This window comes from Symbiobacterium thermophilum IAM 14863 (assembly GCF_000009905.1).
GTDB lineage: Bacteria > Bacillota > Sulfobacillia > Symbiobacteriales > Symbiobacteriaceae > Symbiobacterium > Symbiobacterium thermophilum.
The window spans coordinates 41,925-62,896 of record NC_006177.1; the positions used below are offsets into that span (position 1 = coordinate 41,925).

At 64.8% G+C, this 20,972-nt stretch carries 13 protein-coding genes; 12 read left to right on the top strand and 1 reads right to left on the bottom strand.

The window, feature by feature from the left end; translation table 11 throughout:
* The first annotated feature begins 17 nt into the window (after positions 1-17).
* The 12 genes from STH_RS00235 to STH_RS00290 all read left to right on the top strand — a co-directional run bounded on the left by STH_RS00235 (position 18) and on the right by STH_RS00290 (position 19,807).
* The gene (locus tag STH_RS00235; protein ID WP_011194168.1) at positions 18-1,238 is read left to right on the top strand and encodes a DHA2 family efflux MFS transporter permease subunit; all 1,221 of its coding nucleotides are present in this window, start codon (positions 18-20) and stop codon (positions 1,236-1,238) included.
* Positions 1,235-2,245, top strand: coding sequence for a Zn-dependent alcohol dehydrogenase and related dehydrogenase (locus STH_RS00240; protein ID WP_011194169.1), 1,011 nt, complete (start codon positions 1,235-1,237; stop codon positions 2,243-2,245). Before STH_RS00235 ends, STH_RS00240 begins: the two co-directional genes overlap by 4 nt.
* A 46-nt stretch (positions 2,246-2,291) precedes the next feature.
* A complete protein-coding gene (gene ablA, locus STH_RS00245) occupies positions 2,292-3,632 on the top strand; it encodes a lysine 2,3-aminomutase (protein ID WP_148205431.1) in 1,341 nt (446 codons plus the stop codon).
* Positions 3,625-4,764, top strand: coding sequence for a hypothetical protein (locus tag STH_RS00250; RefSeq protein ID WP_011194171.1), 1,140 nt, complete (start codon positions 3,625-3,627; stop codon positions 4,762-4,764). Before ablA ends, STH_RS00250 begins: the two co-directional genes overlap by 8 nt.
* A 56-nt stretch (positions 4,765-4,820) precedes the next feature.
* Complete coding sequence (locus STH_RS00255) at positions 4,821-6,383, top strand: lysine 5,6-aminomutase subunit alpha (protein WP_011194172.1); 1,563 nt, start codon at positions 4,821-4,823, stop codon at positions 6,381-6,383.
* A complete protein-coding gene (locus tag STH_RS00260; RefSeq protein WP_011194173.1) occupies positions 6,380-7,117 on the top strand; it encodes an OAM dimerization domain-containing protein in 738 nt (245 codons plus the stop codon). The genes STH_RS00255 and STH_RS00260 overlap by 4 nt, the downstream gene beginning before the upstream one ends.
* A gap of 275 nt (positions 7,118-7,392) precedes the next feature.
* On the top strand, positions 7,393-7,860 hold the full coding sequence (rpoE, locus tag STH_RS00265; RefSeq protein ID WP_043712905.1) for a DNA-directed RNA polymerase subunit delta: 468 nt from the start codon (positions 7,393-7,395) through the stop codon (positions 7,858-7,860).
* Positions 7,861-7,991: 131 nt separating this feature from the next.
* A complete protein-coding gene (locus STH_RS00270) occupies positions 7,992-9,617 on the top strand; it encodes a CTP synthase (RefSeq protein ID WP_011194175.1) in 1,626 nt (541 codons plus the stop codon).
* Positions 9,618-9,768: 151 nt separating this feature from the next.
* The gene (locus STH_RS00275; protein WP_011194176.1) at positions 9,769-11,034 is read left to right on the top strand and encodes an HD domain-containing protein; all 1,266 of its coding nucleotides are present in this window, start codon (positions 9,769-9,771) and stop codon (positions 11,032-11,034) included.
* 130 nt (positions 11,035-11,164) lie between these two features.
* Positions 11,165-11,959, top strand: a complete 795-nt coding sequence (locus STH_RS00280) for an NYN domain-containing protein (RefSeq protein WP_011194177.1) — start codon at positions 11,165-11,167, stop codon at positions 11,957-11,959.
* A 441-nt stretch (positions 11,960-12,400) separates the two neighbouring features.
* Positions 12,401-16,009 carry an S-layer homology domain-containing protein gene (locus STH_RS00285; RefSeq protein ID WP_043712907.1) on the top strand — a complete coding sequence of 1,203 codons (3,609 nt, stop codon included), beginning with the start codon at positions 12,401-12,403 and terminating at the stop codon, positions 16,007-16,009.
* Positions 16,010-16,474: 465 nt separating this feature from the next.
* Positions 16,475-19,807 (top strand): S-layer homology domain-containing protein, encoded by a 3,333-nt coding sequence (locus STH_RS00290; protein ID WP_043712909.1) that lies wholly within the window; start codon positions 16,475-16,477, stop codon positions 19,805-19,807.
* A gap of 358 nt (positions 19,808-20,165) precedes the next feature.
* Here STH_RS00290 and STH_RS00295 read toward each other — a convergent pair whose 3' ends face one another.
* Positions 20,166-20,678, bottom strand: coding sequence for an ATP-binding protein (locus STH_RS00295; RefSeq protein WP_011194180.1), 513 nt, complete (start codon positions 20,676-20,678; stop codon positions 20,166-20,168).
* Positions 20,679-20,972: the final 294 nt, after the last annotated feature.

Here is a 20,972-nt window from a genome sequence, read left to right on the forward strand (position 1 = left end):
CTGAGAGGGGTGCATCGATGGACTCGCAGGTTTCCACCGCAGCCTCGCGCTCCGGCTCCGGCTGGAAGGTGCTCACCGCGGTGGTTTTCGGCGTTTTCATGGTGATTCTGGATTCGACGGTGGTCAACGTCGCCTTTAAGACGCTCCAGGAGGAGTACGCGGCGAACCTGAACCTCACCCAGTGGGTTCTCTCCGTCTACACGATGGCCCTGGGCATCGCCACGCCCCTTTCCGGCTTCCTGGGCGATCGCTTCGGGGAGAAGCGGGTCTTCATCGCCAGCATCTTCCTGTTCGGCCTCAGCTCCCTGCTCTGCGGACTGGCGCCGAGCCTGGGGCTGCTGATCCTCTTCCGGGCCCTGCAGGGCGCCGCCGGCGGCGTCGCCACGCCCCTCGGCACCTCCCTGCTCTACAAGGCCTTCCCGCCCGAGGACCGGGGCGCGGCGATGGGCGTCTTCGGCATCGCCCTGGTGGCGGCACCGGCCCTGGGCCCGATCCTGGGCGGCTGGCTGGTGGATCTGGGCCACTGGCGCTGGATCTTCTACATCAACGTTCCCATCGCGCTGGTGGGCACCCTGCTGGGCTCCCTCTTGCTGCCCTCCTCCACGGGCTCCCGCACCGCCCGGTTCGACCCGCTGGGCCTGCTCTTCTCCAGTGCGGGATTGGGCTCGCTCCTCTACGCCGCCAGCCAGGCCTCGGACCTGGGCTGGACGGCCCCCGAGGTGGTCCGGTTCTTCCTGATCGGGGCGGTTGCGCTGCTCATCTTCGCCCTGGTGGAGCTCTTTGTGGCCAGGGAGCCGCTCCTCGACCTGCGGCTCTTCGGCAACCGCGCCTTCCTGGTCGCGATCCTGACCGGCTGGGTCTCGGTCTTGGCGCTCTGCGGCGCCGAGTTCCTGATGCCGCTGTACCTGCAGGTGCTGCGGGGGCGGACGGCTCTGGAGGCCGGCGTGCTGCTCCTGCCGGCTGGAGAACGCGTACACGTTCACCTTCTACGCCTCGCTGGTGGCACTGGCCCTGGGTGCCATGCTGCCCGGATGGCCGGGCCGGATCCCGCAGCCGAGCAAGGGTACAGTCGAGGTCGGTGTCCCTTCCTAGGCGCCCAACCGCCGAGTTTTCGGCATATCGCGAATTTTGAGGGTCCTGCTGCCGGAGTTTCGGCAGCGGGGCCCCCTTTTCTTCCTCGCCGCGCTGGTGGCACGGTTTTTGCAATAGTCGCAGAACGAGGAGTGATGCAGCGATGACCATGGGCTGCCCCTACGGCACGCACCGGGTGCTGGAGCCCGCCGGGAGCCTGCCCCAGCCGGCCTGGCGGCTGAACGACGACCCAAAGATCTACGACAACGAGATCCTGATCGACGTGCAGCGGCTTAACATCGACTCGGCCTCGTTCCGGCAGATCAGCGAGGAGGCGGGGGGCGACCCCGACCGCATCGCGGCCATCATCCGGCGGATCGTCACCGAGCGGGGCAAGATGCACAACCCCGTCACCGGGTCGGGCGGGATGCTGATCGGCACCGTGCGGGAGGTGGGCCCGGCGCTGAACGCCGACGTGCGGCCCGGCGACCGGATCGCCACGCTGGTGAGCCTCAGCCTCACGCCGCTGCGCATCGAGGCCATCCACCGGGTCCTGCCCGAGTCCGATCAGGTGGAGGTGACCGGCACTGCGGTCCTCTTCGAGACCGGTATCTACGCGAAGCTGCCCGATGACATCCCCGACAACCTGGCCCTCGCGGCCCTGGATGTCTGCGGCGCGCCGGCGCAGACCGCCCGGCTGGTGAAGCCCGGCGACCGGGTGCTGATCCTGGGCGGGGGCGGCAAGAGCGGCCTGCTCTGCTCGTACGCAGCCCGGCGGGCCGGGGCCGCCGAGGTGATCTGCTTCGACTACAGCGACGAGAGCCTCGCCCGGGCGCGGCGGCTGGGGGCCGCGCACCGGTACATCCAGGGCGACGCCCGCGACGCCCTGGGCGTAATGCGGGCGGTGGGGGAGAAGGTGGACCTCACGCTCTCGCTGGTCAACGTTCCCGGCGCCGAGCTGGGCGCGATCCTGGCCACCAAGCCCACGGGCAAGATCTACTTCTTCAGCATGGCCACGTCGTTCACGGCCGCCGCCCTGGGGGCCGAGGGGGTGGGCAGCCAGGTGGAGATGCTCATCGGCAACGGCTACTACCCCGGCCACGCCGACCTCACGCTCAACCTCCTCCGGGAGAGCCCGGAGCTGCGGGCCCTGTTCGAGGAGATCTACGCCTGACGGGGGAGTCCCCTGGCCCGGAACGAACACATGGGAGGGAGTGCGCATGCTGACCAAGCCGCGCGACTGGCGGGAGATCCCGCTTTGGGCCGATGCGACCGAGGAGCAGTGGAACGACTGGCGGTGGCAGGTGAGCCACCGGATCACCAACCTGGAGCAGCTGAAGCAGGTGGTGAACCTCACGGAGGAGGAGGAGGCCGCCATCCGCGACTCCCAGCACCTCTTCCGGCTGGGCATCACGCCCCACTATGCCACGCTGATCGATCCCGACGACCCCCATTGCCCCATGCGGCTGCAGGCCGTGCCCAAGTACGCCGAGCTGGCCTGGGCCGACTACGAGATGGGCGACCCGCTGCACGAGGACGTGGATTCGCCGGTGCCGGGGATCACCCACCGCTACCCCGACCGTGTGCTCTTCCTCATCACCCACGAGTGTTCGCTGTACTGCCGGCACTGCACCCGGCGGCGCATCGTCGGGGACCAGGAGGCCATGTCCACCGCGATGCTCGACCAGGCGATTGCCTATATCCGGGCGCACCCGGAGATCCGCGACGTCCTGATCTCGGGCGGCGACCCGCTGGCGGTGCCGGACCGGCGGCTGGAGTACGTCATCAAGAAGCTGCGGGCGATCCCACACGTGGAGATCATCCGCATCGGCACCCGCATGCCGGTGGTGCTGCCGCAGCGCATCACCCCGGAGCTGGTGAACATGCTCCGCCAGTACCACCCCATCTGGCTCAACACCCACTTCAACCATCCGTTCGAGGTTCAGCATCCCAAGGCCCGGGAGGCGATGGAGCGGCTGGCCGACGCCGGCATCCCGACGGGCAACCAGTCGGTGCTGCTGAAGGGCGTCAACGACTGCGCCGTCGTCATGCGCCGCCTGGTGCACGAGCTGGTGAAGGTGCGCTGCCGGCCCTACTATATCTACAACTGCGACCTCTCCGAGGGATTGAGCCACTTCCGCACCTCCGTCGCCAAGGGTGTTGCCATCATCGAGGCCCTGCGGGGCCACACCTCGGGCTTCTGCGTGCCCACCTTCGTCGTCGATGCCCCGGGCGGCGGCGGCAAGATCCCGGTGATGCCCCAGTACCTGATCTCCCAGTCCGACGGTCGGGTGATCCTGCGCAATTTCGAGGGCAAGATCAGCATCTACCACGAGGGCACGCCGGAGGACCACGTCGCCGACGGCAAGTGCACGCTCTGCGGCACCGACCACAGCGAGATCAAAATCGGGCCGGCTGCCGAACTTTGGGCAGTACGCCGGCGGGCCGGTGAGGTTGAACTGCCCGAGGGCGTGACCCGGCTGGGCGAGCAGAAGCCCCTGATCACGCCGGACCAGCTGGCCGCGCTGGAACCGGCGGGCAGCGGGTCGGGCGATGACTGACCGGTTGCATGCCGGGCCGGCGGACGACCTCGCCGCAGGGCTGCTCCGGGCCGTGCTCGGCGGGCGGGACCGGGGGCGCATCAGCCTGGTGGGGCTCTCGAAGAACGCCGGCAAGACGGTGACCCTCAACCGGCTCATCCGGGCCGCCGCGGGTCTGGGGATTCCCCTGGGGCTCCTCTCCACCGGCCGCGACGGCGAGCCGGTGGACGCCGTGACGGAGCTGCCCAAGCCGCGCATCTGGGCCCCGGAGGGGACCCTGGTAGCGACCGCGGCCGCCGGCGGCCCGGACGGCGGGAGCGGGGCGGCCGGGGAAGACCGGGAGCGTACGGCCCGGGTGGCCGTGCTGCGGGAGACAGGAATCACCACGCCGCTGGGCCCGGTGGTCATCGGCCGGGTGGTCCGGTCCGGCGAGGTGCTGCTGGTGGGTCCCGGCAGCGCGGCCCGCATCGCGGCCCTGCTGGACGAGTTGGAGGCGGCCGGGGCCGCGCTCTGCCTGGTGGACGGCTCCCTCGACCGCCGGGCAGCGGCCGCCCCGGCGGTGACGGGGCGGGCGATCCTCGCGGCCGGCGCGGCCTATTCGGCGTCGATGGACGCGACGGTTTCGCAGGTGCGCTACCTGCTGGAGCTCTTCGATCTGCCCGAGGCGCCGCCGGAGTGGCGGCACGGGGCCCGTCCGCCCGTCTGCCTGCTGCTCCCGGACGGCCCGCCGGTGGCGGTGCCCGTGCCCAGCGCCCTGACCGATCCGGCCGTCGTGGCGGAGGCGGCCGCGGCAGCGCCCGCCGGGGCCGTGCTGTCCGTCACCGGGGCGCTCACCGGCGGGCTGCTGCTGGCCCTGCTGTCGCGGCCGTGCGCGCACATCCCCATCCTGGTGCCCGATCCGACGCACGTGCTGGCGGACCGGGGCGCCTGGCGCCGGTGGCGGCGGCAGGGCGGGCAGGTCTTCGTGGAGAAGCGGGTGGAGATCGCCGCGGTCACCACCAATGCCTACTCGCCGGTGGGCCCCAGCTACGACGCGGCCGCCTTCTGCGCCCGGGTGGCGGAGGTGGCCGGGCGCCCCGTGGTGGACCTGGTGGCGGGCATCGCGCACCACCTGCCCGCGGACCATCCGCACCGCGATCCTGTGCACCGATGACGAACGGCACGGGCGACGCCTGCAACACACTTTGAGGAAACCGGAGGGAAAGCACCTTGTCGCTGACGCTGAACATCGACCCGGCGCGGGTGGCGCGGGCGCGGGAGCTCGCGGGCCGCATCGTGGATCAGGTTCAGCCCTTCATCGAGCGGCACACCACCACGGCCATCGAGCGGGCGGTGGTGCGGCTGTTCGGCGTGGAGGGGAAGGGGCCGGATGACGTGCCCCTGGCCAACCTGGTGGTGGAGTCGCTGCAGGACGGCGGGGGCCTGGACCGGGGTGCGGCCTACTGGCTGGCCAACGCCTGTACGCAGACCGGCCGGACGCCCCGGCAGGTGGCGGAGGCCGTCGCCGGCGGCGAGCTGGACCTGATGCAGCTTCCGCGGCTCCCGGAGGAGGAGATCCGGGCCGAGGCGGAGCGGCTCGCCCGGATGGCGTTGGACCGGATCCGGCAGAACCGGCGGACCCGGGAGGAGCTCATCGGCCGGTACGGCGAGCGGCCGGCCCCCTGGCTCTACCTGATCGTGGCCACGGGCAACATCTACGAGGACGTGGTGCAGGCCCAGAACGCGGCCCGGCAGGGGGCGGACGTCATTGCCGTCATCCGCTCAACGGCCCAGTCGCTGCTGGACTACGTCCCCGAGGGCCCGACCACCGAGGGGTTCGGCGGCACCTTCGCCACCCAGGAGAACTTCCGCATCATGCGCAGGGCCCTGGACGAGGTAGGCGCGGAACTCGGCCGGTACATCCGGCTGACCAACTACGCCAGCGGCCTCTGCATGCCGGAGATCGCGGCCCTGGGGGCGCTGGAGCGGCTGGACATGATGCTCTCGGATTCCATGTACGGCATCCTCTTCCGGGACATCAACCCCAAGCGCACGCTCATCGACCAGCACTTCGCCCGGATGATCCAGGCCGAGGCCGGCATCATCATCAACACCGGTGAGGACAACTACCTCACCACGTCGGACGCGTACGAGGCGGCGCACACGGTGCTGGCGTCCCAGTTCATCAATGAGCAGTTCGCCCACCGCTCGGGCATGCCGGACAGCCAGATCGGCCTGGGCCACGCCTTCGAGATGGACCCGAGCCTGGAGGACGGGCTGCTCTACGAGATGGCCGACGCCCTGCTCAGCCGCACCTGCTTCCCCAACGCCCCGCTGAAGTACATGCCGCCCACCCGGCACATGACCGGGGACATCTTCATGGGCCACGTGATGGACGCGATGTTCAACCTGACCTCCGTGGCCACGGGGCAGCAGATCCACCTGGTGGGGATCCTCACCGAGGCGATCCACACCCCCTACCTGCACGACCGGTTCCTGGCCCTGGAGAACGCCAAGTACGTCATCAACTACGCCCGCCACTTCACGGAGGAGTTCCAGGTCCGGCCAGGCGGCCGCATCGAGCGGCGGGCCAGCGAGGTGCTGGAGCGGACGCTCGGCCTGCTGGAGCAGATCGCCGAGCGGGGCCTGTTCCAGGCGATCGCCGACGGGGTCTTCGCGGGCATCCGCCGGCCGGCCGACGGCGGCAAGGGGCTGGACGGCGTGCTGGCCAGGGGCGAGGGGTACCTGAACCCCTTCTACGACCTCTGCCTGAAAGGGGGCGGCGGGCGATGAGCCGCGTGGTCCTGCCCTACGGCGACACCACCGGAGACGGCGCCGTACAGCTTTCCTTCACGCTGCCGGTGCCCGCGGGCAGCCTGGCGCGGGAGGCGGCGCGGCAGCTCTGCCTGAAGATGAACCTCGACAACCCCCAGGTGGTCGCGATGCGGGACCTGGGCGGGGGCTATACCTTCTTCGTCGTTTACGCCAAGGCGACCCAGGGGGTCGACCTGGAGGCGATCCGGGTCCCCGAGGTGGAGGCGCCGAAGTGGTCGATGGAGGAGATCGACCGGATGATCGCCGACCGGCTGGGCCGGCCGATCCGGGTGGTCGGGGCGTGCACCGGCACCGACGCCCACACGGTGGGGCTCGACGCGATCCTGAACATGAAGGGCTACCGGGGCGACTACGGCCTGGAGCGGTACCAGGGCTTCCGGGTCTGGAACCTGGGCAGCCAGGTGCGCAACGAGGTCCTGGTGGCAAAGGCGCGGGAGGTGGAGGCCGACGCCGTCCTGGTGAGCCAGGTGGTGACCCAGAAGAACGTCCATCTCAGCAACCTGACGGGCCTGGTGGACCTGCTGGAGGCGGAGGGGATGCGGGACCGGGTAATCCTGATTGCCGGCGGCCCCCGCATCACCCACGAGCTGGCGGTGGAGCTGGGCTACGATGCCGGATTCGGCCCCGGCACCCTGCCCAGCCAGGTGGCAGCGTTTATTGTAAAGACCTTACTGGAGCGGCAGCCGCAGTGAGGCGAAGCCCCCGACCGCACGGCCGGTGCGGCTCGGGGGCCCTGCGCGCGCGGTGTGTCGTCGCGCCGGAGGGGCGCATAGGTTGACAGGGTCTTGACGGATCGGCGCGCGGCGGGTAAATTTCGGCTCGTACCCGATGCAGGGCAGCAGGATTCCGCGCGCCGCAGTCGAATCTCTTCTCGGCCTTTTTGGCGGCGGTCCGAATGGCCCTCGGGCCGGAGACTGCCCCTCGCGGTGGATGGACGACAGGGAGTGTAGATGGGATGGGATCGCCTATGGAACTGAAGCCTGATATGTCGGTAACCGATCTCGCCTTCACCATCTTGAAGAAGCACGGCAAGCCGATGCACTTCAAGGAGCTGATCACCGAGGTCATGCAGGTGAAGGCGATCAGCCAGGAGAATCCCGGCCGCCTGATCGCGCAGATGCACACCGAGATCAACCTCGACTCCCGCTTCATTCACCAGGGCGGCGGCGAGTGGGGGCTCCGGGAGTGGCTGCCCAAGACCAACCGCGTCATCCATATCAAGCAGGACGGCACGCCCGGCCGGGTCAGCCGTCCGCCCCTCCGGCTGGAGGATGAGATAGACGAGATCGGGGCAGAAGAAGAAGAGGAGCTGGAGGAGCTCGGGGAGGACCTGGACGACGAATACGGCCTGGACGACGTCGACGAGGAGCTGGAGCTCGAGGATATCGACGTGGACGTCGACGAGGAGCCGGGCGAGGACGAGGACGACCTCTAGCTCATAGCGCCAGAGAGGGGATACGGTGTATCCCCTTTTCGCTTGACAGCGGCTCGCGGCGATGGCTAGAATAGACAGGTATTTGTACACAGCAGCACGCGCGGCCGACCTTCCAGGGAGGGGCACGGAACATGGCCAAGTTCATTTTCATAACCGGAGGCGTGGTTTCAGGTCTCGGAAAGGGCATCACGGCGGCGTCCCTCGGCCGGCTCATCAAGAGCCGAGGCTACAGGGTCACCGCCCTTAAATTTGATCCTTACCTGAACGTGGACCCGGGGACCATGAGCCCGATTCAGCACGGCGAGGTCTTCGTCACCGAGGACGGCGGCGAGTGCGACCTGGACGTGGGCCACTATGAGCGGTTCATGGACGTGAACATGGGCAAGGGCAACAACGTCACCACCGGCAAGATCTACTCCTCGGTCATCGCCAAGGAGCGCCGGGGCGACTACCTGGGCGGCACCGTTCAGGTCATCCCGCACATTACCAATGAAATCAAGTCCCACATCCGCCGGGTGGCGGAGGACAGCGACGCCGACGTGATCCTGGTGGAGATCGGCGGCACCGTGGGCGACATCGAGGGGCAGCCCTTCCTGGAGGCCATCCGCCAGTTCAAGAACGAGGTCCCCAGCAAGGACGACGTTCTCTTCATCCACGTGACCCTGGTGCCGTACATCGCGGCATCGGGCGAGCTGAAGACCAAGCCGACCCAGCACTCGGTGCGGGAGCTGCGCTCCATCGGCATCCAGCCCGACGTCATCGTCTGCCGGTCCGACCGGGAGATCCCCAAGGACCTGCGGGAGAAGATCGCCCTGTTCTGCGACGTGCCGCCCGAGGCCGTCATCCCCAACGAGGACCTCGGCTCCCTCTACGAGGTGCCGCTGGCCATGGAGAAGGAGGGGCTGGCGGAGATCGTCTGCCGCCGGCTGGGGCTCGATTCCCGCACCCCCGACCTGGCGGAGTGGGAGGCGCTGGTGCAGCGGGCCAAGCACCCGGAGCGCGAGGTGGAGATCGCCCTGGTGGGCAAGTACGTCGCCCTGGAGGACGCCTACCTCTCGGTGGTGGAGTCGCTGAACCACGCCGGCATCCACAACAACGCCCGGGTGCGGATCCACTGGGTCGACTCGGAGAAGCTGGAGAACGGCATCACCCCGGAGGCGCTGGAGGCCTGCCTGGGCCGGGCGGACGGCATCCTGGTGCCCGGGGGCTTCGGCTACCGGGGCATCGAGGGGAAGATCAACGCCATCCGCTACGCCCGGGAGAAGGGCATTCCGTTCTTCGGCATCTGCATGGGCATGCAGTCCGCGGTGATCGAGGCGGCCCGGAACCTGCTGGGGCTCTCCAAGGCCAACTCCACCGAGTTCGTGACGGACTGCAAGGACCCGGTGATCGACATGATGGCCCAGCAGAAGCAGGTGACCGACCTGGGCGGCACCATGCGGCTCGGCGCCTTCCCCTGCCGGCTGAAGCCGGGCTCCAAGGCGCACGCCGCCTACGGCACGGAGGTCGTCCACGAGCGGCACCGGCACCGCTTCGAGGTCAACAACGCCTACCTGGAGCGGCTGGAGGCCGTCGGGCTGAAGGCCGTGGGCGTCTGGCCGGAAGGGAACCTGGTGGAGGTGGTCGAGATGGAGGGCCACCCCTGGTTCGTCGGCGTGCAGTTCCACCCCGAGTTCAAGAGCCGGCCCAACCGGCCGCACCCGCTGTTCCGGGACTTCATCAAGGCCGCCCTGGAGTACCGGGCGGGGAAGAAGTAGGGCATCTCACCCATCGGGCCCGTGCGTCTTGTGCGCACGGGCCTTTCCCGTGCACCGGCCGGGATTTTCTGCGTTGTGGCGCAGCCTGTGCAACGGGTATATTCAAATGTAGAATGACGAGTCCGGCGAGCCAGTCAGGGGGTGGAGGCCCTTGAAGGAGTACATCTTCCGCGATCCCATCCATGGCAACATCGCGGTGAAGGACGAGACGATCCTCCGGCTGATCCAGAGCCCCGAGTTCCAGCGGCTCCGGCGCATCCGGCAGCTGGGCACCTCCTTCATCTCCTACCCCGGGGCGGAGCACACCCGGTTCGCGCACTCGCTGGGGGTCTATCACCTGATGGGCCGGGTGCTGCGCCATCTGGTGGAGCACAGGGTGGAGATCGGCGAGGAGGAGCAGGCGATGGCCCGGGCGGCCGCGCTGCTGCACGACATCGGCCACGGCCCCTTCTCGCACCTGTTCGAGAAGGTGACCGGCATGAACCACGAGGCCTGGGTCGCCCGGATCATCACCAGCCCGGAGTCCACCGTCGCCCACATCCTGGCCGAACGGGACCCGGCCTGGCCGGCGCGCGTCGCCTCCTTCATCCGCGGGGTCTGGGAGGGGCGGCCGTTTCTGAAGGAGCTGATCGCCAGCCAGCTGGACGTGGACCGCATGGACTACCTGCTCCGGGACAGCCGCATGTGCGGCGTCACCTACGGCCAGTTTGACCTGGAGCGGCTGATCCAGACCGTCACCGTGGTGGACGACCACATCGCCCTCACCGACAAGGGCATCACCTCGGCGGAGGAGTTCCTGCTGGCCCGCTACTTTATGTACTGGAACGTCTACTTCCACAAGGCGACCCGCTCCAGCGAGGTGCTGCTGGAGCTGGCCCTCCGGCGGGCGGTCGCCCTGGTGCGCGGCGGTGAGCAGGCCGCCCTGGGCTTCCTGCCGCCGGCCCTGGAGCCGGTCCTGGCCGGGGAGGAGCTGTCCCTGGACCAGTACGTGGCGTTGGACGAGACCGACGTGCTCTACGCCATCAAGCGCTGGACGGCGGCCCCCGACCCGGTGCTGGCGGACCTCAGCGGCCGGTTCCTGCACCGGCGGCTCTTCGCCGGCATCCGGCTGGACGGCGGGCTTGACCCGGAGCAGGAGGAAGGGGTGCGGCGGGCCCTCCGGGCCGCAGGCTTTGACCCCGACTACTACTACCAGATCGACCGGGCGGCCAGCGCCACCTACCAGTATTACGTGGCGCAGGACGCGGGCCCCACGCCCATCAAGATCCTGCTCTCCTGGACCGACCCGCCGGAGCTGCGGGAGATGACGGAGGTCTCGCAGGTGCTCCGGGGGATCGCCACCCAACCGGTCAGCCGCAGCTTCCTTTTCGTGCCCCGCGAGGCGGCGGAGAGAGTGCGGGCGGCGGTCATGCGGTGAGACAACCGGGCGGACGTGCTGTTGTGGCACGGACCGCCCGGTTTTCGTATGCTGGCCACTAAGCCGAGGTATGGAAGGGGCGTCGGCGGCCAAAGCTAGGGTGTAGGGCGAGTAATGAGGAGGGACCCACTTGCGATCGGTCATTTTTATGGATTACGAGAACATCTACTGGAGCATGAAGCAGCAGTACGGCGTGGCCCCCGACCTGGACCGGCTGATCACCAGCCTGCGGGAGATGGGGGAGCGGGGGAACGGGCAGGTCTGCCTGATGCACGCCTACGCGGACTTCGACCACGAGGAGTTCCGCGGGCTGATGAGCGACCTGCAGCGCCGCAGCGTCGAGCCCCGGCACGTGTTCTCGAAGAATTACGAGGACGGCACCCGGAAGAATGCCGCGGACATCGAGATGAGCCTGGACGCCCTGGAGATAATGTACACACGGTCCGACATCGACACGTTCGTTCTGGTCTGCGGCGACCGGGACATGATCCAGGTGATCCGCAAGCTGCGCGCCCGGGGCAAGCAGGTGCACGTGGTGGCGGTGGAAAAGACGATGAGCAAGGACGTGATGTCCTTCGTCAACCAGTTCACCACCATCGAGGCGCTGCTGGGCATGCTGCCGCCGGCGATGTACGACATGGAGATGATGATCCGGAAGCTGGACAGCGCGGAGTGCGGCAAGCCGTTCGTGGGGCTGAAGTACTTCCTGCGCATTCTGGCCGGGTCGGACATCGTGGACCGGAAGACCTACGAGCTGGTGAACCAGGCGATCTCAGAGGGAATCATCGACACGTACAAGGTACCGAACCCCAAGGACGAGCTGTTCCCCACCACGGCCTGCAAGCTGAACCGGGAGCACGAGCTGGTGAAGCGGGTGCTGGGGGAGAAGGCCCAGAAGGGGCAGCCCGGCACGGTCACGGCCTAGGCGACGAGAAGGAGGGCACCGCCCGCGCGGGGCGGTGCTTTCGCGCGCGCCAGGGATTGACAACGCGATTTCGCGCGATTTCGGGGAACAAATCGGCCTGTCCAGCGTCTATTTGTGTGCGACCGCAAACGAGGTGGCAGAAAAGGCACAAACCGCCGGGAACAATGCCACGGGTCGCGTCGTCTGTAAACCTGTGTTACCCCGACCGGCTTCGGACCCAACAGGTGGCAGTGCGCCGACCAAACTCTCCTAAACGGCGCGCGAGAAGGAATTGCGACCAGGGGAACGAAAATAGTTTAGCCGGTGGCAGACAGAATCCGCTGCCCCGCCCCGAAGCCGTATATCGGGTGACGCTGACGAAGTTTGCAAAGCTTCCTCATGTCACCGCTCGTGAGGAAGGTAGCTTTAGGACCTAAAGACTACAAAGGAGGCTACCGAAGAATGGGCTTGATGAAGAAGCTGACGTCCGCTGTCGTGGCGTCCAGCCTCGTACTCAGCCTGGCGGCCCCGGTCCTCGCCGAGGTAACCGCTGACGACGCCCAGGCTGCGTACGCCCGGCTGAACTACTACGGCATCGCGGAGGGCATCCTGCGCGAGGATGGCACCAAGGATCCCGCGCTGGATGAGAACCTGACTCGCGCCCAGCTCGTGGCCATGATCGTTAAGGCCTTCGGGCAGAAGGAGTACGCCGAGATGCTCGCCGGCGCGCAGACCTTCTCCGATGTGCCGACCAGCCACTGGGCGTCGGGTTACCTCGCGATCGCCAAGAACATCGCGGCCCAGAACGGGAACACCATCGGCTATCCTGATGGCACCTTCGGCCCCGAGAACAACGTGACCGCCATCGAGGCGCTGGCCTTCGTGCTGAAGTTCCTCGGGGTCCAGGTCCCCGGCGGTGACAACTGGGTCGAGGCCACCATCGCCGCCGCCAAGAACGCCGGCGTGATCACCGACGCCGACGTGGAGAAGTACCTGGCCAACCCGAACGAGCCCGCCACCCGCGGTCTGGCCTTCGCCATGGCCGACTCCATCTTCTACAACTACAACGGCCTCGACGGCAAGTCGGTCTACACCAAGTACCGCGACACCGAGGCCCCGGTCGTCTCGCTGGATGCCGCTCCCGCCACCACGGAGAAGGCCACCATCGAGATCACCGGTAAGGTCAGCGGCGACTATCGTGAGGTCTACGTCGGTTCCGACGCGATCACCGTCGCTGAGGACGGCACCTTCTCCGCTCAGGTCAAGCTCGACCTCGGCACCAACACCATCGAGGTCAGCGCCAAGGACTGGGCTGGCAACGTCGGCTCCGCCAAGCTCGTGATCGAGCGGGTCGCCGGCCAGGCTGCCAAGATCCAGATCGTCGCTCCCGAGGGTCCTGTGGTTGCCGGTTCGACCATCGACCTGCCGGTCCTCGTGGTTGACGCCGAGGGCGCCGACACCGGTCTGACCGACGTCAAGGTCGACGCCGGCGAGGCTGGCACCTGGGCCGAGGGCAAGCTGACCGCCGCCACCAAGGCTGGCAAGTACACCATCACCGCCTCCTACGAGGGCCTCGAGACGGCCACCGTCGAGATCGAGATCGTGGCTGGCCCGCTGGCCAAGGTTGAGGCTGAGACCAAGTCCGTCAAGCCCGGCACCGCCGTCAAGCTGATCGGCGTTGACCAGTACGGCAACAAGGTCGAGGGCGTCACCTTCGCGGAGGCTGAGGATTACGCCAACGCCTTCATCGAGGGCGACCAGTTCATCGCCACCAAGCCTGGCACCTACAAGGTGATCGGCACCAAGGGCGAGGGCGAGGAGGCCGTCAAGGCCGAGGGCACCGTCTCGGTGTTCGGTGATCTCGCTGGGTTTGACATCTCGGTCGACAGCGAGCTCGTTGCCAACGGCTCCAGCCAGTACACGGTCACCGTTACCGCCGTCGACAAGGATGGCAACCATGTCACCGACTTCGACGGCAAGGTCGAGATCGAGCTGACCGACCTTGATCTGGTGGCCAGCAGCAGGCCGAAGGATGACAAGGCCGTTGACGGCGTTTACACCTTCAAGGTGACGGCGCCTGTCGGCTCCGAGGGTCTCGAGGCTGAGATCAAGGCCGTCCACAAGAACAGCGACGGCGACGTCATCGCCGAGGGTTCCAAGACCTTCGAGATCGTTGCTCAGGTTGCTACTTCGATTGACCTGACGGCGGACGAGTACCTGGCCGTGAACGGGCCTGCCTTCAACGGCAAGGTTCGCATCCTGGACCAGGTTGGCAAGCCGCTGCGCAGTGGCGACTCTGTCGAGGTCAAGCTGTCCATCAACGGCCCGGCTTATTTCCGTGGCACGGACAAGGAGATGACCCTCGACGTTTCGGGTGATTACCTGACCTACCCGCTGCAGCCTGTCGACAAGTACACTGAGGGCACTGTCACCATCACCGCCACGGCTGAGGGCCTGACCAGTGCTTCCAAGGAAGTCAAGGCCGTCTATGGTCTGGCGGCTAAGGATCTGGTCATCTCGGCGGCCGACTCGGATCCCGTGAAGGCTAACCACGACGCGTTCTTCAAGTTCGAGCTCTCCTTCGTGGACAAGAACGGCGTGCCTGTGAACTTCACGCCTGAGAAGGACACTGAGATCACGCTGACCTTCGATTCGTCCAAGGCTGACGACCACATCAAGGTCTACGTCGAGGTCGACCCCGTTGATCCCGCGAATCCTGTGACCAATGGTCTGGCGACCGTGTCCGACGGCAAGGCCAAGTACGAGCTGAAGGCGGACCAGACGTACACTTCGATTCCGGTGTGGGTGTCTGCGGGCGCCATCACCGGCGATGTCAAGGTCACCGCCTCCGCGAGCGGCCTTGGTAGCGGGTCTGGCACGATCTCCTTCAAGGCCAGCGACGTTGCCCAGATCACCTTCGAGCAGGGCAAGGCCGACGCGGCGGGGTTCCAGTCCATCAGCGTGCTGGCCAACACCGAGTACACCCTGACCGCAGTGCTGAAGGACGGCTCCGGCAACGTCGTCCCGAAGGCTGGTACGAAGGTGAGCTTCAAGCCGGCGGCCAACGCCAAGAAGTACATCAAGCTGAATGGTGCTGTGCTGGCCGACAACAAGGACGCCCTCGATGTTGAGACCGACGCTGAAGGCAAGGCCTCGGTCAAGATCGCGGTGATGCCGTACCTCACCAGCGGCACGTACGACATCACCGTGTCGAGCGGCTCCCTCAGCAAGGAGGCCAAGCTGTCCATCGTACCGTCCATGGCCCGATCCATCAGCGTGACCACGTGGGTCTACGACGAGTCGGCTGGCTGGACGCAGAAGACCTCCTACCAGGCCGGCGATCGGCTGATCGTGGTCGCGAACGTCAAGGATAACAACGGTGTTACCTGGGCTGACATCAACCTCGGGCGGCTCGAGTTGAGCGGTCACGGGTCGTCGCCTAAGGAGTTCGACGGCTATGCCTCCAACGTGTTCGGCACGGCCGTTCCTGGTGAGACGGCGCCTGACAACGTCTCCGGCTTCTACGTTGGGCCGATCACCATCACCAAGGCTGGCAACTACACCCTGAAGGTGAAGGAAGCCACGGCTATCTCCGATGTCTCCGGCTCCCGCAACATCCGGGTGCTGCCTGCTGAGCAGTTCGGCGTAGCCTACGGTGATGCGAAGGTGACCGCTAGCAGCGATCCGGATCCCGGGTACTTCAAGGATGCCACCTTCAGCTACACGCCTGGCAAGGTCAAGGAGTTCGTTCTGAACGTCGTGGACGAGTTCGGTAACAAGCTGGCCGGCTCTCAGGTTGAGCGGGCTGCGACGACCTACGCGCTGGTGTTCAATGCTGGCGACGCCGGGTACGCGGACATCCGTGAGACCGAGAGCGGTGGCGGCTCCGGGGAGTACATCCTGAAGGTCGAGTATCCGAAGAATACCTATCGGGTGTACGTGGTTGCTGGTAGCTACAACACCACCGCTCCTCAGCTCGAGATCTGGACCTTCACGGACGTGAACGATGATGGCAAGATCGATACTAGTGAGCTTGGCACCCTGATCCAGGTGATCAAGTTCAGCAAGTAATCGATAGCCAGCAAAGAGGGCGAGGCAAGATGCCTTGCCCTCTTTGATTTCGCGTTCAGTCTGGTGATACCAGAGAGCTGCTGGGGTAAGAGGGCCGTTCTCGCGTTGCCGGTGACCTAACACAAGATGCCGGCTATTTTTGAAGACCAACAGTGAGGAAGGCGTGAAGGATTCCGCGGCGCACGCAGCAAAGCCATTTGCTGGATGTCCACAGTTGCTCTGGCAGGTGTCGTGCTACCAGAGTACTCACTGGTCCTACCCCAACAAAGGTGTGTGAGAAGTGGGGGAGAAGCTGTAGCCGGAAGCTTGCTGCGTGGTCTGCCTTAGGTGCTCAGTATCTGCGGAGAGAGACGTCATGCCAAGGGAACCATTGCACGAGTAGCCCCGTCTATAAAGAAACAAAGGTTTTCTCAGCCGGTGTCTTCGGATGAAAGTAGTCTGTTTACATAAGGGAGGCTTGTAGTGATGCGATTGTGGAAGAAGATGACTTCAGCTTTGGTTGCGCTATGCCTTGTCCTTAGCGTGGCCAGCTCCACGATGGCAGCCCCAACGTCGGCTGAGGTCGAGGCCGCGTACGACAGACTGAAACACTTCGGCATCGTAGCAGGCGTTCTAATGCCAGATGGCTCCACGAGTCCGGCGCTAGACATGACCTTGACTCGTGCCCAACTGGTAACGATTATTGTTCGGGCCTTTGGGGAAGAACCGACTGCGAAAGTGTTGCAAGGTGCAAGCGCGTTTCCGGATGTCCCCGGCTCGCACTGGGCCTCTGGCTACCTGGCAGTGGCCAAGAACATCGCCGCGAACCACAATTTCGCAGTGGGGTATCCTGACGGATCTTTTCAGCCTGAGCGAACTGTGACCGTTGTTGAGGCACTGGCGTTTGTCATGAAGTTCCTGGGCATCGAGCCGGGCACTGGAGCCAACTGGGAGGCCGACACGGTTGCGCGTGCGCGAGCTGCCGGGTTGATTACAGCTGAGGACGCCACCAAGTATCTTGGCACAACCTCTGCGTCGGCCACCCGGGGCTTGGCATTCGGACTCATTGACACGGTCTTCTACAATTACGCCAGTGTCGATGGTTTGAACGTATACCAGAAGTACCATGACAATGAACCGCCGACGTTGAGCCTTGACCCCGTTCCGACTAACACCAGCTTGTCTAGTGTTACCATTAGCGGAACGGCCGGCACCGATGTTGATGACGTATTTGTGGATTCTGAGCGGGTCTCGGTCGACGCCAACGGTCGTTTTAGCGTCGTCGTCAGCCTAGATCCTGGCGTTAACGAAATTGAGATCAGCGCTCGCGACTGGGCCGGGAACGTAGACACGAAGAAGGTTACAATTTCCCGGGGTACCGGTGTTGCCAGTAAGATCACCGTTTCCCTGGCCGATCGGAACCTCAAGGCTGGTACCGCTGTTGACCTTGATGTGAAGATCGTGGACGATGCGGGTGTTGATACTGGGATTAAGGACTTCACCGTCACGATTGGCGGGGACATCGGTACGTACGCCGATGGCAAATTCATCGCCGGTGGTAAGGTTGGGCGCGGCACCATCACCGTTTCCTATGGTGACCTGGCTCCGGCCACCGTCAACGTGACCATTGTTGCCGGTGACGTGGCCACTGTGGAAGCCGAAGTGCCGTCGGTGGCACCTGGCGAGCCCGTAAAGCTGGTTGCTAAGGATGAGTTTGGCAACGTCGTTTCGGGCGCCACTTTTAGCAAGGACCACACGAACGCGTTCCTCGAAGGTGACATGTTCATTGCCACCCGGCCTGGCAAGTACACCGTGACAGCTACCAAGGACGGCAAGACTGCGACGGGCACGATTTACGTCTTTGGTGAGCACGTGGGCTTTGCGTTTGAGGCACCGCAGGGATTGGTGTCCAACGAGACGGCCGAACAGACCGTTAACGTTCTGGCTGTTGACGACGAAGGTAACCTCGTGACGAACTTTAACGGGCTGGTCAGCCTTGAGGCTAACGTCGACATTGTCGGCGATGCCTCGGTTGAGGCCAAGAATGGTGTGGCTTCTTTTAAGGTGCTGGTTCCCTACGGCATGGACGGTCTCGACGCTGAGTTCACCGCCTACTACTCGCATGGCGACAAGGACATCCGTTCCACCGGCAGCATCCGAATTCAAGCACAGGTAGCTGCGAAACTCGCCATCGAAGCGCCAAAGTACCTCGCCATCAACTACCCCAACTTCGAAGGTACCCTGCGGATTCTGGACCAGGCAGGGAACCCGGTCGAATATGGTGACAGCTACCGTGTGACGATGACCATCACGGGACCGGCGTACTTTGCTGGTACGTCCTCGAAGGAGATAACGCTGGACGTTGCTGGTACGACCCCGTTCGAGATTGAGCCCGTGGATAGGTATACTGAGGGCACCATTACAATTCGTGCCACCGCGTCTGGCTTGGAGAGTGCAACGGCCACGGTTGAAGCGCGGTATGCAATGGCGCCGCGGAGCCTCAAGTTCGTTGCCATTAGCGAAAAGGCGGCACAGGCCGATGAGCACGACGTCTATGAGTTCGAGCTTCGGTTGGAAGATCGAAACGGCGTTCCCACTGTCGCTGACGAAGATTACTCCGTCACCCTTACATTCGATGGAACCGACGTCAACTCCAAGCTTACAGTCCTGGATGGAGCCGATGATGTGGTGCCGTGGAACGGTAACAGGGTGATACTTCCGTTCCGCGAAGGTAGCAGTCGCGTCAGGGTGAAGGTGCTCTCGAATGCGACCGGTACCTTCAAGGTGACCGCATCGGCGACGGGCCTGGTCAGTGCGTCTGGTACAGTGGCCTTTGCTTCTGGTGAACCCGATCATCTGGACTTCGGTAGCGACGAGTACGGCCTATTGGCCGGCACCGACTATGTTATTACGGTGCAGCTCAAGGACGGGAAGGGCAATCCCGTGGCCAAGTCCGGTGTGAAGGTTGAGTTCTCGCTTGACCGTCCGGAGTACGCTCTCCTCAATGGTGCAAACAGGGCCTACACGACGACGACGGATGCCGAAGGGCGGGCTTCCGTCCGTGTGCGACTGCTCCACTATGTCGAGACGTTCACGATGACAGCTTCGGCGGAATATGCCGGGAAGACGCTGGACGACACTGTTACCCTGCGCGTGGTTCCCTCCGTGCCGCGGACCTTCTCGATCACTACGTGGACGTCTGAAGGCCAGCGGGCCACCGTCACGGCCGGTGAGGTACTGCAGGTCCGCGTCACTGTGATCGACAATAACGGTCTCAAGTGGTCGGACGACCGCCTTGCCTCCCGGCTGGTCCTGGAGGGCATCAATCCGAGCTACGTGGATGGAAGCACTGACTTCTACTGGGATGATGATTACTACGTAGCTTCCTTCCGGATCCTTAAGGCTGGCAATTACACGCTTCGGGTGACCGACCGCACCGCGCTGAACGTGACCCCTGGCACGCGCACGATCCGGGTTGTGGGTGGGGAAGCAGTTGGTTTGGCCTACATCGAGGATGACTTCAGCTACACGAAGAACGAACCCAAGGAGATCATAATCAGTGCAGTGGATGATGAAAACAACAAGGCCAGCAAGGGCTTCTCGAGTGATCGAGACTTCACTGTGAGGATTACCGCCGTTGAGGGCGGTCGCCAGCGGCCCGAAGTCAGGCTGACACCGCGTGGCATCGGTGATGATGAAATGACCTTCACCATGCGCCAGAATTCGACTTCGATGCGGATCTACTTCGTTACCGATGCGGATGCGGTAGAAATCACGATCGACGGGGGCCCGCCCATCCGATTTGAAGCTCGCAACTGAGACATAAGGGAACGAGGGGTGCCAGTTGATGGGCGCCCCTCGTTTTTCGTGCATCCGGTGTGAGCGTTGGGCAGTTAGTGGAGTTGAAGTCTACCACGAGGTGTATACACATCGAGTGCAAAAGCTGTGACCAGATGAAAACTACCGGTGGGTTCACCTGGTAAATTAGTGCGGTCTCAAAGCCAGGCTGACCGGACAACGCTACGGTACGTTGGCCCTCTTTCGAGGGCTGTGTTTGATCAAGAGATTGGGAGCTACTTTGATCATCCAAAAGTGAGCCACCTGACAGCCCTACAGGGCTGTTTTTGCTTCCATTGCGGTTTCCAGTTGGCGGGTTGCCAGTTTATACCTGCGGGGCTTACGGTGTTTCCGGGTGGTGCTTCAAAGCTTCCTGCCGTCGAAGGGTCTCACGGAACCGGTACGACTCCCCATTCATCTCGATGATGTGGGCCTTGTGAGTCACACGGTCTGCCAACGCTGCTGTCATCTTCTGGTCCCCGAACACCTGCGGCCATTCCGAGAATTCCAGGTTCGTCGTGATGATCAGGCTGCCCCGCTCGTACCGTGCGGCGACAAAGCGGAAGAGCAGTTCACTGGCCGGGCGGCTGAGGGACACATAGCCAAGCTCGTCCAGCACGACGAGGTCGAACCGTAGCCACTGCTTTTCGAGGCGGCTGAGGCGGTGCTCGTTCTGCGCCTCCTGCAGTTCGGCAACGAACTGGCCCACGCGCCAGAAGCGAACGCGGTAGCCCTGTCGGCACGCTGCGATGCCGAGTGCTGTAGCTAGGTAAGTCTTACCTGTCCCGCTGTTTCCAACAAGGATGCGTATTCCGGACGGATTCGACCACTCATTCCGGTCGAATCCGTCCACTTATTACGGATGAAATCGACCACCGTTTGCGGGGATAGTCGACCGCCCATTCCGGCCCAAATCGACCGGCTCGAATCCTAGAGCGAAGCGGCATGGTCGACCATTACAGGGTTTTGCCGGCTCCTCCCGAATTGTGGATAACATCTCCTCACGAGAGGACGTGGGCAAGCCTTGGCAAATCGGAGGTTGTCGATGCGCAAGATCAGAGAGATCCTTCGCTTGAAGTGGGAGGTCGGGCTCTCCGCCCGGTAGATTGCCCGGAGCCTCTCGATCTCGCACAGCACCGTGCTGGAC